Raw genomic sequence first — 15,261 nt, forward strand, 5'->3', positions numbered from 1 at the left:
ATTATACGATATAAAAACACGAATGGCTTTAAAAAACTTTTCCACAAATTTGGAGTTATGCACAGCTTTTTGTGGAAAACCGTATTATCGATCTATTGAACCCATTACGCGTTGCATAAAAGAATTGATAGCGTCTTTTGGTGCTTGACCTTCTTTGATCAATTTGTCCACTTCTACCGCACCATACATATTGGAAATCAATTCGCCAATAACATCCAGTTCTTCGTCTTTCAACGTAGAGACCTCGGTCAACGCTTCCAGTGTTTCGATCGTCTCTAACACGTAGTCTACGTCGTTTTCAGCGATGAAATTGGTGAGATGTTTAATTACTGGTAACTTCATTTAATAAATCTACTAAGCCATCAATTTTGTTAGTTTGCACTTGGTTGACCAATTTGCCATTGCTGAAAGCAGCAAATGTCGGAAGGTTATCTACGTTTGCCAGTTTTCTAGACTCTGGATATTTCTCCGCGTCTACGATTACGAAGGCTACGTTTTCATTTTCTCCAGACAGCTTCTTGAACTTTGGTTTCATGATGCGGCAGTTACCACACCAAGAGGCGGAGAACTGTACCAACACGGTTTCGTTTTTATTTACAATCTCCTGCAGATTATCATTATCTAATTCTTGTAACATGGTGTTTTCGCTTAATGGTGTACAAAAAGGGCTGACTAAAAATGTCACTGTAGCAGAAACGCTTTCTAGTCAGCCTGAAATTACTTGGAGGCCGAATGACGGCCTATATTAGTTGCTTGCCAGGTAAGAAGCTACGCCATCGCGTGTAGCATTCATGGCTTCTTTACCTTCTTCCCAGTTCGCTGGACATACTTCACCGTGTTTCTGCACGTGTGTGTACGCATCAATCAGACGGATGTATTCTTTTACATTACGGCCTAGTGGCATATCATTTACCGACTCGTGAAATACTTTTCCAGTCTCATCGATCAAGTAAGTCGCACGGTAAGTCACTGCAGAGCCTTCTACCAATGTGCCGAATTCTGGATGTTCTACTTCTTTCATCTCCAAAATGCCCAATACGCTAGAGAGGTTGCGGTTCGTATCCGCAATGATTGGGTATTCTACGCCTTCGATACCACCGTTATCTTTTGCCGTGTTCAACCAAGCAAAGTGTACTTCGTTAGAATCGCAAGATGCACCGATAACGATGGTATTGCGTTTCTCTAATTCTGCCACTTCAGCCTGAAAAGCATGTAATTCAGTCGGGCATACGAAAGTGAAATCCTTTGGATACCAGAATAAAAGGATCTTTTTGTTTTCCTGTTGTGCTTTTTCAAATATATTTAAAGAGATATAATCTCCCATGTAATCAATTGCGTCTACGGTGATGTTAGGGAAGTTTTTGCCTGTAAAGCTCATAGTTAAGATATTTTGTTTTTCGTTTTAATTTCGTTGTGCAAAAGTACACATAAAACGTGCTTTTACCACATCGAATTTATCAATCACATATCAACTTCATCTATAATGCTGCAATGATGGTATTGATGAATGCTATGTTTTATTTTCGATGAACTAAATGATGCTTTGACTTGATAATGGGCTTAATTTTTCAAATCTTTGTAGTGCATTCTGGCCCCGTAGTTCAACGGATAGAATAGGTGTTTCCTAAACATTAGATAGCAGTTCGATTCTGCTCGGGGCTACAAATTTTTAAAGGAATCGGTCTCTAGCACACGCTTTTCTTTATCCTCTCCTATACCAAGCTTCCGCATTTTTATACATAATCTGTTCAAGATCATCGGTGGAGAAATTATCCGCGATCAATTGTACGTCTTTGTCGGAGAAGGGGACAGCGGCACGTGTGGAGGGTAGGTCGGTACCAAATAATAAGGCGTGTGGATTAATCTGATGGATCTTCTTCATGACCGGAATCGGTTCGAAGTCCGTTCGGCTAAAACCCGTCGCTTTTACTTTTACACCCTGTTCCACCCAATAGTACAGATCATCCAATCCATCTTTTGAAAGCCCTAGATGATCGATAGAGAATTTGGGGATGTTTTGTAAGACCGGTCTTAAGTCCTTCAAATCGTTGCTGTCTATGTACAGTTCGGTATGCCAGCCATATTCCTCATATAATTTATTAGACAGCTTTTCTATATGTTCCAGCTTTTCAGAACCACCTCGCTTTACATTAAAACGCACCGCAACGACATTCGCTTCGTTTAATACCGCCAATTCTTTCTCCGAAATCGTATGTGGGATATTCGCCACGGCAACAAAACCACTGCCTAGTGTTTTCAAGGCATCCATTAAATAATCCTGATCGAAAGCCTGAAAAGAACCCGACACAATCGCCCCGCCGGTTAGTTGATAAGCAGCAGTTGCCTGGAGGTAATCTGCAGCGACAAATTCGGGCGGTAGATAACCATTGTTCTCCACCAAGGGGAACTTTGGGTTTATAATGTGAAAATGGGCATCAAATAGTTTCATCGTCGTACAACGTTTAAGTGATTCTTCCTCGGATAATGATATAACGTGTGAAACCGATTGTTGTGATGATCTAAGAGGCAAAAATGTTAAAAGGAGGACTTATCTTATCTCTAATGATATCCGTGGCGATCCGAAAACCCCTCCTTCTGCTGGCAACATACACACAAAAAAAGCCGGAGATCCTCGAGGGTCTCCGGCTTTTGCACTATATAATTATTATCAATTGTTGGCTTACATCATGCCGCCCATGCCGCCTGGCATACCAGCAGGAGCACCGCCGCCAGCTGCACCAGCTTCTTCTGGCTCATCTGCCAACACACACTCGGTGGTCAACAACATAGAAGCTACAGAAGCAGCGTTTTCTAATGCTACACGAGATACCTTAGTTGGGTCGATAACACCGGCACCAATTAAGTTTTCGAATACATCTGTACGCGCGTTGTAACCGAAGTCACCAGATCCTTCTTTTACTTTTTGTACGATAACTGCACCTTCGATACCTGCATTGAAACAGATCTGACGAAGAGGCTCTTCGATCGCACGACGGATGATGTCGATACCGATGTTCTCATCTTCGTTTTCACCTTTCAAGTCCTTCAAGGCTTCTGTCGCACGGATAAAAGCAACACCACCACCAGCGACGATACCTTCTTCTACCGCTGCGCGAGTAGCATGCAACGCATCATCTACACGGTCTTTTTTCTCTTTCATCTCTACTTCGGTAGTAGCACCTACATAAAGAACAGCCACACCGCCAGAAAGCTTCGCTAAACGCTCTTGCAATTTCTCACGATCGTAGTCAGAAGTAGTGGTTTCGATTTGTGAACGAATTTGTCCAACACGTGCTTTGATTTCTTCTCCGTTTCCAGATCCGTTGATTACCGTGGTGTTATCTTTGTCGATTACCACTTTCTCTGCCTGACCTAGCATGTCTAGTTCTGCATTTTCTAGTTTGTAACCTCTTTCTTCAGAAATAACCGTGCCGCCAGTCAAGATCGCGATATCTTCCAACATCGCTTTACGACGGTCACCAAATCCTGGCGCTTTTACAGCAGCCACTTTCAATGATCCGCGGATTTTGTTCACTACTAAAGTAGCTAAAGCTTCGCCATCTAGATCTTCCGCGATGATTAACAAAGGTTTACCCGTTTGTACTTGTTTCTCCAAGATCGGCAACAATTCTTTCATGTTGCTGATTTTCTTGTCGTAGATCAAGATGTATGGGTTCTCTAAGTCTGCTTCCATTTTCTCGGAGTTGGTTACGAAGTATGGAGACAAATATCCACGGTCAAACTGCATACCTTCCACTGTTTTTACTTCAGTTTCAGTACCTTTTGCTTCTTCTACCGTGATCACCCCGTCGTTACCCACTTTCTCCATTGCTTGTGCGATCAATGAACCGATCACATCATCATTGTTAGCAGAGATAGAGGCTACTTGTTTGATTTTGTTGTTGTCTTGGCCTACAGCCTGAGACTGAGACTGCAAGTTCGCAACAACTGCAGATACCGCTTTGTCGATACCGCGTTTCAAATCCATTGGATTTGCACCAGCCGCTACCGATTTGATACCTGGTGCTACGATAGCCTGAGCCAATACGGTAGCAGTAGTAGTACCGTCACCTGCTTGGTCAGCAGTTTTAGAAGCTACTTCCTTCACCATTTGTGCGCCCATGTTTTCCACGGCGTCTTTCAATTCGATCTCTTTTGCTACCGTTACACCATCTTTAGTGATCGCTGGAGAACCGAATTTTTTCTCGATAATTACGTTACGACCTTTTGGTCCTAAAGTTACTTTTACCGCATTTGCTAACGTATCTACTCCTTTTTTAAGAGCTTCACGCGCTTCTACATTATATTTTACCTGTTTTGCCATTTTCTTGTTCCTATTGAACTAATAATCGATTAAAACTTAACTTACAGTACCGCGTAAATATCAGACTCACGCATGATCAAATACTCTTTGCCTTCGTACGTGATCTCCGTACCAGCATATTTACCATACAATACTTTATCGCCTACTTGTACAGTCAATGGTTCTTCTGGTTTACCAGTTCCTACTGCTACCACTGTTCCTTGAGAAGGTTTTTCTTTAGCTGTATCTGGAATGTAGATTCCTGACGCTGTTTTTTCTTCTGCAGGTGCCGCTTCGACTACGACTCTGTCGCCGATAGGTTTGATACTTAAAGCCATAATTATTCTATTTATTTTATGTTTTATTTACGTTTACACATTCCACGCATCACCAATTATGCCAAAGTGACTTTCACCTATTTAGGAGACATTTTTGCATAAGCCCTTCGCGGACTGGCAGATTTCTACAAAATAGGTGTGTCAAGCTGTCAGGATATGTGCTTCTGGCATTTCAGCAAATTTGTCTAATTTTAAACCATGAGAGCAGTAATTCAGCGTGTCAGCCACGCCGCGTGCCAAGTGGAGGGCGTTCAAACCGGAGCCATTACTCAAGGGTTATTGGTGCTACTAGGTGTGGAAGAAGATGACAAGGAGGAGGATGCCGCCTGGCTAGCTGCCAAAATCTGTGCTATGCGTATCTTTGCTGATGATCAAGGTTTGATGAATCGCTCTCTACTAGATGTTGGCGGGGGTTTGTTGTTGATTTCGCAATTCACGCTTTACGCGCAAACAAAAAAAGGAAATAGGCCCTCATTTATCCGGGCGGCGAAGCCGGATAAAGCAAAACCATTGTACGAGGATATCATCAAGCGTTGTAGCGACCTATTGAACCAACAAGTACAAACAGGCATTTTTGGTGCTGATATGCAGATTAGCTTGCAGAATGATGGACCAGTTACTATCATCATGAATACCAAAGACAAAGATAATTTTTAAGAACCGTTAAAAAACAACACATAAAATATGACGATTGAGGAAGCACAGAAAACGGTGGACGAATGGATAAATACCACAGGCATCCGTTATTTTAATGAATTAACCAATACCGCTATGCTAATGGAAGAGGTGGGCGAAGTAGCGCGCATCATGGCGCGCCAATATGGGGAACAATCTTTTAAAGCCTCAGACAAAGACGTGAATCTGGCCGATGAGATGGCTGATGTGCTTTTTGTATTAATTTGCCTGGCGAATCAAACCGGCATTAACCTGACCGAAGCGCTGCAAAAGAACCTGGAGAAGAAAACGGTGCGCGATGCTGATCGTCATGCCAATAATGAGAAGCTCAAATAATAAACAACGAACTAACAAAAAACACATATGAAAATACTGTCTCATCTTTTAATTGCCTTTCTACTATTTAGCTCCTGCCAAAACAAGAGTAATACATCAGATAGCGCGAAAGGTAACGAATTCGAGCATGGTGCGGTCGTAGCAGCGCATCCATTGGCATCCGATGTGGGTGTACAAATCCTGAAAGACGGTGGTAACGCCATCGATGCGGCTATTGCGGTACAATTTGCTTTGGCTGTCGTATATCCCAATGCTGGAAACATCGGCGGAGGCGGTTTTATGGTTTACCGAAGTCACGATGGCGGCGTAGATGCCCTGGATTTTCGCGAGACGGCGCCTTTAAAATCCGACAAAGACATGTACTTGGACGCCGACGGCAATGCAATTACTGATTTAAGCCTTTACGGGCAACTGGCGGCAGGGGTACCGGGCACCGTGGCGGGTATGGTCGCTGCGCATCAAAAATATGGCTCGATGGATTGGCAAATGTTGGTTGCGCCAGCTATAAAGCTTGCCAAAGAGGGTTTCAAAATCACCAGCATGCAAGCCAAGGAATTCAATGAACATCAGGAACTTTTTTCCAGGCTCAATACCGAAGGTGCTGCGATCATCCGCAGCGAAACATGGAAAGAGGATGATGTCTTTCAACAGCCCGAGTTAGCCAGCACTTTGGAGCGCGTAGCGAAAGAAGGTCGCGATGGTTTTTATAAAGGAGAAACGGCCGACTACATCGTCAAGGAAATGCAGCGCGGAAATGGTATTATGAGCAAAGCCGATCTAGAGAATTACCAGGCAGTGTGGCGTAAGCCAGTAGAAGGAGCATACCGCGGTCATCGCGTGATTTCTATGCCTCCGCCATCAAGCGGAGGTGCGGCCCTCATTGCACTTTTACAATCTGTAGAGTCCTATCCATTGGCGCAGTGGGGCTTTCAAAGCGATTCCGCAGTACGGGTAATTGTAGAAGCCGAGCGTAGAATCTATGCCGACCGTGCCACGCATATGGGCGACCCGGACTATCACAAAGTGCCTTTAAAGGAATTGATGGACAACCAGCGCAACAAAACTCGGATGCAAGAAATCAACTTCGCGAAGGCAACGCCAAGCAGTGAAATTCTCGCCTCCAAATTTGCCGGTTACGAATCCGAAGAAACCACACATTACTGTATCGTAGATAAAGAAGGTAATGCTGTTTCCCTGACCACAACATTGAATGGTGCTTATGGTGCCGGTGTTTGGGTAAAAGGAGCGGGCTTCTTATTAAACAATGAGATGGACGATTTTTCGGTAAAACCGGGAGTGCCTAATTTATATGGTTTGGTGGGTGGCAAAGCGAATGCGATTGCCCCTAATAAGCGCATGTTGAGTTCGATGACGCCAACCATTGTAGAAAAAGACGGAAAGTTGTTTATGGTGGTCGGCACGCCGGGAGGCTCTACGATTATTACCTCCGTTTTTCAAACGATTACCAATGTTATTGATTATGGTATGGATGCGCAAGAGTCGGTTACGGCTTCCCGTTTTCATCACCAATGGTTGCCTGATCAAATTGATGTGGAGGAGAAAGCCATCGATGCGGAAACAAGAAGTAGCTTGGAAAAGGCGGGTTACAAAATTTATAAACGTGGAAACATCGGTCGTGTAGAAAATATTATTGTATTGCCGAATGGCAAGTTGCAGACGGGAGCAGATCCACGAGGCGATGATGTGGCGAGGGGGTATTGATTTTAGTATTGAGTAGTTAGATTGGAGTATTTAGTAGGTAGTACTGAGTAGTTAGTATTGCGTATTGAGATGATTGTATGGCTTGTTAGTAGTTAGTATTGAGTATTGCCCTTGAGCCGGGCGGGCTCATACTTTTTTCCCGCAAAAAAGTATGCAAAAACCTCGCCGCTGACCGTATTGGCACAACGTCCGTGCGTCCTAGTGCTATTGCCAATCCGCTAAGGCGGCATTTTGATAAAATTGGAAAGTTACTGCTTTAGTCGACCTAGCGTTCTGACTGCGGCAAGCCGTCAAAAAGTAAATCCGTAAAGCACAAAAATCTGTTTGAGCAAAGCGAGTTCATTTTTGTGTAGGATTTCTGAGGACGGATAGCAGTAAGGAATGCCGTCTTGATTTTTGCCAAACTTTTTATCAAGAAAAAGTTTGAATAAACACCCTACTGTAACTTTTGATGCGTACGCCACCATAGATCTGGCATTTCGCCATCTACTGCTAGTTGATAATCCTCGTACCGACATGGCACTAGGAAAAATCGCTCGTTGACGGATTTACTGCCAAAATAGGGAACCTGCATCCACCAACGATCTGATTTTTTACTTTTCACAAAAACCAATTCATAATCATCGCTTTCCAATGACGTGCGGTAAATAATGTAATTGGACTTCGGATACATTGGGGCATCCCCTTTGCGGGAATAGAAGCCATCGATAAAACACCAGATCATCTGTGCCACCAGCATGGCGCTGTGCCCCATGGGATCGAAAGTTGGGTTAAATTCATAGAATCCGACCGACGAACATTTGTCTGACATGCCAGCGTAACGCGCCAGCTGACACGCATCATCCCCATATAAGCCATTAGGCGTGGCATTGGCATTTCCGCCTGCTTCTGAAGCGCGGATAGCACCCATGTCAAAGCTTACCATATCTGCTGCACGGATTAAAGGCTCCGACTGATCCAGCTTTCCGGTCATTGCACCAATACGCATCGCGTTGAAAAACAACTTGTTGTACATATTGATAGACTCCTTGCTCACCAAATAAGTTTGGTACGCAATATTGCTCAGACTAAATAAATAGTCCGGTTGGTGTAAGATGATATGATTAAGATAGGTCGTAGAATTCAGTGTCGTGTGCTCATCACTTTCCTGATCCAGATCAAACCGGGAATCAATGACGGCTACTTCTACTTTTTGCTCCAGATTTTCGTAGCCCATGTATTGGGCATAAGTCAGATCTTGTCCGCCCCCGATAATAACAGGTACGATTTGCATTTTTACCAATTCCTCTACCACATTGCGCAGTGCGGCATAGGTATCCTGTATGCGAGCGCCAGCTTTGATATTTCCCAGGTCAGCAATCCGCAGGGTATAATCCCCTTCATACAGCTCATACAAATGCTTGCGTACTTCATTAGGCGCCTTCGCCGTACCGCGGTTGTTCACCGCTGCGCGATCTTCTTCTACGCCTACAATTGCCAGATGTGGCTTGGTGTCTGCATCGTCCAAATCAGGAAAGTTACTTTCGTAACGTACGATGGTCTTGCCGAGTTGAGAATTAAGAAAATCTGCCGTAGATGTAATTTCTGTTAAAGAGATTGGCTGAAAAAAATCTGCTAGAGTCATGAATGTAATAGGACTAATGAGTGCTTTCCGTGAATAAATAGCATTTGTTCAGCACAAAGATGCATTTATTCCTTCGCTTTTACTCCCTCAAATAAGCATTTGCATGGTATGTATAATTACTATACTTTTGAAGAAAGCAATGTTAAACACCTAGTTAGAGGATGATTTTAGTAACTGGAGGAACCGGTTTTTTGGGGTCTGTGCTGATCAAAAAACTTATCGATGCAGGCCATAGCGTCATCGCGCTGAAGCGGCCGCAATCAATTATACCTGATGCCTTAAAGGCATCCTCACTAGTGCAATGGGAAGATGCCGATATCACGGATTATTTTGCTTTGAAGGAAGTATTTGCCGGAATCAAGCAGGTATATCACTGTGCGGCACTGATTTCCAATCAGCCAAAAGACGCCGTTCAGATCACACAAGTAAACCGCGAAGGCACCAAACACATTGTCAACCTCTGCCTGGAGCATCGGGTGAGATTGGTGCATGTAAGTTCTATTGCGGCACTTGGACCCAACAAAAGCGGTCAGCCACTCAATGAAGAGGCTAAGTGGGAAATGACCCGTAAAACTTCCCTGTATTCCCGGGCTAAGCACGATGCAGAGATGGAAGTGTGGCGCGGTATTGTAGAAGGTTTGGATGCCGTCATTGTCAATCCGTCTCTCATCATGGGCGTCGGATTAGGTAAAGGAAAGGTGGCGGCCAATGCCATATTCGATCAAGTCAAAAAAGGACTTCGCATTTATCCTTTAGGCACGGTCGGCGTGGTCGATGTCGCCGATGTGGCCAGTATCATGATATGGCTGATGGACTCCGACACCTCTGGAGAACGATTTATCTTAAATAGCGAAAATATATCTTCGCGCAATTTGCTTACCGATATCAGCACCCTAATGGGCCGGCCGGCTCCAACGATACAAGCCGGAAAAACGCTTTTGTCTATCGCTTGGCGATTGGCAAAGGTAAAAGCCACTCTTTTCAGACAGCCAACAGCATTGACCAAAGATGCCGCGCGAGCAGCGTCGGAACGGCTTAGTTACGACAATTCTAAAATTACACGACTCACCGGACATACGTTCAAGCCGCTGTCCGAAACCCTTAAAAATGTATACCAGGCATATTATGCCCAATAATTAATACCAAGCGTGAAGAATTATTATATCATTGACTTCGACAGCACATTTACGCAAGTAGAAGCGCTGGACGAATTAGCAAGAATATCTTTAGAAGGAAGCCCCGAACAAGAGACGGTATACCGCGAGATCGAACGATACACCAATCTGGCTATGGAAGGAAAGATCTCCTTTCGCGAAAGCCTGACCGGCAGGATCAGTCTGCTAAAAGCAAATCGTACGCATCTGGATCAGTTGATTAAACACTTGAAAAAGAAAGTATCTAAATCCTTTGACCGTAATCGTGCATTCTTTAAAGCAAATTCCGACGCTGCTTGGATCGTGTCTGGTGGTTTTAAGGAATTTATCACGCCAGTGGTAGCACCATATGGTATCAAAACCGAAAACATCTATGCCAATACCTTCTTGTTTGATGATGAAGGGAATATCGTCGGCTACGATGATACCAATCCATTATCGGATGAAGGGGGGAAGGTGAAGCTACTCAAAGAACTTAATGTACAAGGTAGGCTGTTTGGTATTGGCGATGGCTATTCTGATTTTCAATTGAAGGAATCGGGTTTGATTGAAAGATTCTATGCCTTCACGGAAAATATCGCACGCCAGTCGGTTACGGAGAAAGCAGATCATGTAACGCCTAGCTTTGATGAGTTTCTGTATGTCAATGATTTGCCACGAGCTATTTCGTACCCAAAAAACCGAATTCTGTGTCTAATAATTGGTGATGTGCCTAATATTGCTGCCGAGATATTAAAGAATGATGGTTTTTCTGTTCGGGTCAAAGATAGCTTTGAAGAGAAGTATGTGAAGGATGTGGGCATGTTGTTGCTGGGAGATGGTGTCATCATAGATCCCGATCAGCTCCGTCGTGCGAATAAACTAAAAGTATTGGGTTACTTAGGGGATGTAAAGGGGCACGTGTCGCGCACGTTGTGTTGCGAAAAAGGCGTAGTCATCTTCGATGATAAACGCCTTAAAAAGCGTAATGCCGAATTTATTCCGCGTCGCATGGCCGATTTCATCAACCATGGCGATACGTACATGAGTCGTAATTTTCCACCATTAACCTTACCTAAGTTGAAGCATGCACACCGCCTGATCCACATTCACCAGAATGTGCCCGGCATTATGGCGCAGATCAATAAGGTGTATGCCGAGAATCAAGTCAATATTTTTTCACAGTTTCTGATGACCAAAGGTGAAATCGGTTACGCGATTACGGATGTGGATGCGCAGTATGATAAGGATATGTTGAAGCAACTGAAGCAGATTGATAATACCATCAAGTTCAGAATTCTTTATAAGTAAAGCCTGCTTTTTAGATGCTATTTCCTACTCCAAGAGAATGTTTAAGTCTTCGCGAGATAAGGATTTTACGAAACTCTCTTCTGTCGTGATCAATGCGGAAGAGAGTTTCTTTTTACGGTTTTGTAGCGAAACGATCTTCTCTTCTACGCTATCTTTACTGATGAATCGGTAGATAAACACATTGCGCTCTTGGCCGATGCGATGGCTGCGGTCAATCGCTTGCTGCTCTACCGCAGGATTCCACCACGGATCCAGAATAAATACATAATCTGCCTCCGTCAGGTTGAGCCCCACACCACCCGCTTTAATCGAGATCAAAAAGAGGCGTGTTTCCGGATCATTTTTAAATTGATTTACCGCCGCCTCTCGGTCTTTCGTACTCCCGTCCAGATAGGCGTATTTCGTCTTCTTGCGGTCGAAGTGTGCTCGGAAGATATCCAAATGCTTCACAAACTGAGAGAATATCAAGATTTTGCTTCCCTTGGTATGTACCGATTCCAGCATTTCCAATACCGCATCGAACTTTCCGGATCCATCCGTATATTCGGCATCTACCATGTGCGGGTGGTTCGCCAATTGACGTAGCTTCATCAATCCTTGTAACAAGGTCATCTGGCTGTTTTCACCTGCGGCAGGCCCATCTAATAGGACATTTCGGTAGGCCGACTTAGTACTGTCATACAACTTGGCCTGCTTATCATTCATTGCGCAGTAAACGATCTGTTCCGTCTTGGGAGGCAGTTCCGTCGCGACCTGATTCTTGGTGCGGCGTAAGATAAATGGTTTGATCATCGCCTGAAGGCGCTGCGCGCGATCCTCATCTTTCTTTTTTTCAATCGGAATCACAAACTCCTGTTGGAAATAATGGTAATTTCCTAACAATCCGGGATTGGCGAAGTGCATCTGCGTCCATAAGTCGGCCACCGAATTTTCAATGGGTGTACCGCTCAGCGCCAAGCGATGTTTGCTACGCAAATTCTTAATCGCTTTGAAAGATTTTGATCGTGGATTTTTGATGTGCTGACTTTCATCCAGAATGATGTAGTCAAAGAAAAAAGTACTGAATAGCGCCTCGTCGCTCCTCACCACGCCGTATGTGGTGATGACCAAATCGTAATGGGTAAATGCAAAAGAATCTTTGGTGCGGGCGTAGCTGGTATGGAGTAGCACACGCAATTTTGGGGCAAAACGAGCCGCTTCTTTTTGCCAGTTGTAGAGCAGTGATGTTGGTAAAATGAGTAACGAGGTCAAGGCATGTTCACCTTCCTGGCGGTTTTCTTTCTGCCGTTGTAGCAGGGCAATAGTTTGTACCGTCTTTCCAAGCCCCATATCATCTGCCAGGATGCCACCAAAGCGATATTGCTGCAGGAAGTGAAACCAGTTGTAGCCTGCTTCCTGATACGCGCGCAATTGCCCCTTAAAATGCAATGGCGGCTCTACAGACTCAATTTCTTCAAAAGCGTTTAGCTTCTCCAGCTTCCGTTGGAAGGATACCATGGTATGTTCGCTAATATCCTGTAGAATGCCCACATGCATTCTATTCAATTTCAGCCCGTCGGTAGTACTCGAAAAATGAAAAAGGTGTTCATATTGCGCGAACCAGGCTTCCGGAATCACCGCAATTTCGCCGTTAGGCAATACAAACTCGTGGATCCTATTCAGGATGTGATCGCGCAATTGCACAAAAGGTATTTTATACGGGCCAAAAGAAACGAAAGCTTGGAGGTCAAACCAGTCGTTATTTTCCTCCACCGTCATATCTACACTGGCCAGGCCAATAAAAAAACGCTTGGTGCCAGTCTGCTGCTCGACTACAAATCCTAAATCGGCTAGCTGTTCGACATGCTTATTCAGCCATTCGAAGATAGAAAAGCTGTTTTCTCCTGAAGAAGCAGCAACGCCAAAGGAGCCGAACAGGCGGTCTTTAGAATGTAAACCCAGTTCGATAAGCTTTGCCTCCTGATTTTGCTCCCACTTAATCGATCGTTTGATCCGTGTAAAAGTATAAGCATCCTGTACTTCATCGTGCTGCAGCCGTACGGTTATCGGGCGTTCAATGCTGGGAGGGAAGACGTAGTCACCATAGCGAAAGCTCAGCTCCACCTGCGGCGCCTGTCCTTCCGCGTAGCGGATGGTCAAGATCGGCACAGCATCTTCCTTCATTGTTTTGATATCAAAACCTTCCGCATACACGTTGTGCCGCTCGATCAGATTGGTCACGAAGGTCTCAAAATACTTCTTCTCCGTATTGCGGGGTACAGATATGTAGCGCTTTTGCAGGAATGGGCTTAGCTTCTTGCCATCCAGCGGCTGGTCAAAATGATAGAGCATGCCGTCTAGCAATAGCCAGGCTTGTTCCTGGATGATGACATGTGCATCTTTGTACATAAACTCCATGCGATGCCCTTGATATTTGATGGTGGGGAAATACCGGGTTTCGATGTCATTTCTTCTAAAGTGAAATAGGATGGATGCAGGCTCCTGCGCAATCTCTAATCTGGTTTCTGCCGGATAGCCATCTTTTTTGCTCATCAGATATAGCGGCTGACCTTGCAGTTGAGCAAGCACCTGAAGTAAGCGTTGTTCGATCTTAGGGCGAACAAATTGAAAGATTTTTTGGTCGAATATTTTAGTGAAATAGTCTGCCGGACGAATTGGTTTTTTATGGTAGCGTTTAATGATGTGTGTTTGTTCCACCTCATCCAGCAAACGGATCATTTCAAGATCGGCAGCAGATAAGCCTGCTGCGTATTCAGCTGCCGTATGGCTAAAAACCCTTTTGTAGGTCAATGACAGTGTGCCATTGGCGTTGAGCTGTACCACGTGCGGCTCGATAAGGTAGCCCAGGTAGGGGTGCTCCCCTAAAGAGTAGATTAAACGAAAAGGAATTGCGGAATCAACTTGCTGCATGAAATGATCGTAGTGCTGTCTCGAAAAAAGACCACTAATATACCATTATCAAGCTAGAGTTTAAAATTCGCCCTGAAATACCCACTCCGCAGGTCCATGCAGGAATACGTTCGTAAACGAATTACCTTGTTTTTCGAAAGCAATCCGTAATTGTCCTCCTAAAACGCGTATAGCAATTTCCTGATGCCCTTCTCGGTTCTCCTGCAACGCAATAGCCATGGCCGCTGCCGTAGCTCCAGTACCGCAGGCAAATGTCTCATCCTCTACACCCCGCTCAAAAGTGCGGCAGAAGTAAGCATCTTCTCCTTCTTGCTCTACGAAGTTCACATTGATCCCCTCGGATTTATAGGTAGCATTATTTCGGATCGCACCGCCTACCGTAAAAACATCCAGCTCCGCCAACCCTTTCACAAATTCCACATAGTGCGGCGATCCCGTTTGCAGGATATAGGCTTCACCGTCGCGGGAATAGGTATCCACGTCAATCATGCCAAGTTGTACTTGCTCGCCTTGAATAGCCGCATGATGCATACCATCTACTGCCATAAAGGCAGTATCCTGTTCGATAACACCCAGATCACGGGCAAAGGCTACAATACAGCGTCCGCCATTCCCACACATGGAACCTTTTTGACCATCTGCATTGTAATACACCATGTCAAAATCCGACGAAATAGCAGAATTTTTTGTATACTCCAATAGCATCAGTCCATCCGCCCCTATACCAAAACGACGATCGCACATTCTGGCTACCAAATCATGGTTATTGTGGTCAAAATCATTATTTCGATTGTCGATTAAGATAAAATCATTACCAGCGCCTTGATATTTTGAGAATGCAATTTTTCTGCTCATGTCCTTGAAAATATGCTACAAATTTAATAATCTTGTTACAAACCGAGCCATTAT

Annotated in this window: 14 protein-coding genes and 1 tRNA gene; 6 read left to right on the plus strand and 9 right to left on the minus strand. The window is 44.4% G+C overall.

Annotated elements, in window-relative coordinates; translation table 11 throughout:
• Positions 1-84 precede the first annotated feature (84 nt).
• From M8998_RS11115 to M8998_RS11125, 3 genes are all read right to left on the minus strand, one after another.
• Positions 85-342 (minus strand): DUF6952 family protein, encoded by a 258-nt coding sequence (locus tag M8998_RS11115; RefSeq protein WP_249992730.1) that lies wholly within the window; start codon positions 340-342, stop codon positions 85-87.
• Positions 323-637, minus strand: a complete 315-nt coding sequence (locus M8998_RS11120; RefSeq protein WP_249992732.1) for a thioredoxin family protein — start codon at positions 635-637, stop codon at positions 323-325. The genes M8998_RS11115 and M8998_RS11120 overlap by 20 nt, the downstream gene beginning before the upstream one ends.
• A 108-nt stretch (positions 638-745) precedes the next feature.
• The gene (locus tag M8998_RS11125) at positions 746-1,378 is read right to left on the minus strand and encodes a peroxiredoxin (RefSeq protein WP_249992734.1); all 633 of its coding nucleotides are present in this window, start codon (positions 1,376-1,378) and stop codon (positions 746-748) included.
• A 212-nt stretch (positions 1,379-1,590) separates the two neighbouring features.
• Here M8998_RS11125 and M8998_RS11130 point away from each other — a divergent pair.
• Positions 1,591-1,662, plus strand: a tRNA-Arg gene (locus M8998_RS11130).
• A 40-nt stretch (positions 1,663-1,702) separates the two neighbouring features.
• Here M8998_RS11130 and M8998_RS11135 read toward each other — a convergent pair.
• The 3 genes from M8998_RS11135 to M8998_RS11145 all read right to left on the minus strand — a co-directional run bounded on the left by M8998_RS11135 (position 1,703) and on the right by M8998_RS11145 (position 4,641).
• Entirely contained in the window at positions 1,703-2,449 is a 747-nt protein-coding gene (locus tag M8998_RS11135) for an amidohydrolase family protein (RefSeq protein ID WP_249992736.1), read from the minus strand.
• 231 nt (positions 2,450-2,680) lie between these two features.
• Positions 2,681-4,324: a chaperonin GroEL gene (gene groL, locus M8998_RS11140; protein ID WP_249992738.1), complete on the minus strand. Its 1,644-nt coding sequence runs from the start codon at positions 4,322-4,324 to the stop codon at positions 2,681-2,683.
• A gap of 41 nt (positions 4,325-4,365) precedes the next feature.
• Complete coding sequence (locus tag M8998_RS11145; RefSeq protein WP_130142932.1) at positions 4,366-4,641, minus strand: co-chaperone GroES; 276 nt, start codon at positions 4,639-4,641, stop codon at positions 4,366-4,368.
• 198 nt (positions 4,642-4,839) lie between these two features.
• Here M8998_RS11145 and dtd point away from each other — a divergent pair, with 198 nt between their 5' ends.
• Genes dtd through ggt form a run of 3 tightly spaced genes read left to right on the plus strand, consistent with a single transcriptional unit; the run spans position 4,840 to position 7,374 of the window.
• Positions 4,840-5,298, plus strand: coding sequence for a D-aminoacyl-tRNA deacylase (dtd, locus tag M8998_RS11150; RefSeq protein WP_249992740.1), 459 nt, complete (start codon positions 4,840-4,842; stop codon positions 5,296-5,298).
• Positions 5,299-5,325: 27 nt separating this feature from the next.
• Complete coding sequence (locus tag M8998_RS11155) at positions 5,326-5,652, plus strand: nucleotide pyrophosphohydrolase (RefSeq protein ID WP_249992742.1); 327 nt, start codon at positions 5,326-5,328, stop codon at positions 5,650-5,652.
• A gap of 27 nt (positions 5,653-5,679) precedes the next feature.
• A complete protein-coding gene (ggt, locus tag M8998_RS11160; protein ID WP_249992744.1) occupies positions 5,680-7,374 on the plus strand; it encodes a gamma-glutamyltransferase in 1,695 nt (564 codons plus the stop codon).
• A 436-nt stretch (positions 7,375-7,810) separates the two neighbouring features.
• On the opposite strand, the gene M8998_RS11165 is transcribed toward ggt, so the two are convergent.
• Positions 7,811-8,998, minus strand: coding sequence for a formimidoylglutamase (locus M8998_RS11165; RefSeq protein WP_249992746.1), 1,188 nt, complete (start codon positions 8,996-8,998; stop codon positions 7,811-7,813).
• Positions 8,999-9,159: 161 nt separating this feature from the next.
• Between M8998_RS11165 and M8998_RS11170 the strand changes: the two genes are divergently transcribed.
• Both M8998_RS11170 and M8998_RS11175 read left to right on the plus strand, forming a co-directional pair.
• Positions 9,160-10,134 (plus strand): NAD-dependent epimerase/dehydratase family protein, encoded by a 975-nt coding sequence (locus M8998_RS11170; RefSeq protein ID WP_249992748.1) that lies wholly within the window; start codon positions 9,160-9,162, stop codon positions 10,132-10,134.
• A 12-nt stretch (positions 10,135-10,146) separates the two neighbouring features.
• The gene (locus M8998_RS11175) at positions 10,147-11,442 is read left to right on the plus strand and encodes an HAD-IB family phosphatase (protein WP_249992750.1); all 1,296 of its coding nucleotides are present in this window, start codon (positions 10,147-10,149) and stop codon (positions 11,440-11,442) included.
• 24 nt (positions 11,443-11,466) lie between these two features.
• On the opposite strand, the gene M8998_RS11180 is transcribed toward M8998_RS11175, so the two are convergent.
• Together M8998_RS11180 and dapF are read right to left on the minus strand one after the other, a co-directional pair.
• Positions 11,467-14,352 carry a DEAD/DEAH box helicase gene (locus M8998_RS11180; protein ID WP_249992752.1) on the minus strand — a complete coding sequence of 962 codons (2,886 nt, stop codon included), beginning with the start codon at positions 14,350-14,352 and terminating at the stop codon, positions 11,467-11,469.
• A 60-nt stretch (positions 14,353-14,412) separates the two neighbouring features.
• On the minus strand, positions 14,413-15,207 hold the full coding sequence (gene dapF / locus M8998_RS11185; protein ID WP_249992754.1) for a diaminopimelate epimerase: 795 nt from the start codon (positions 15,205-15,207) through the stop codon (positions 14,413-14,415).
• Positions 15,208-15,261: the final 54 nt, after the last annotated feature.

Source organism: Sphingobacterium sp. lm-10 (assembly GCF_023554555.1).
Classification (GTDB): domain Bacteria; phylum Bacteroidota; class Bacteroidia; order Sphingobacteriales; family Sphingobacteriaceae; genus Sphingobacterium.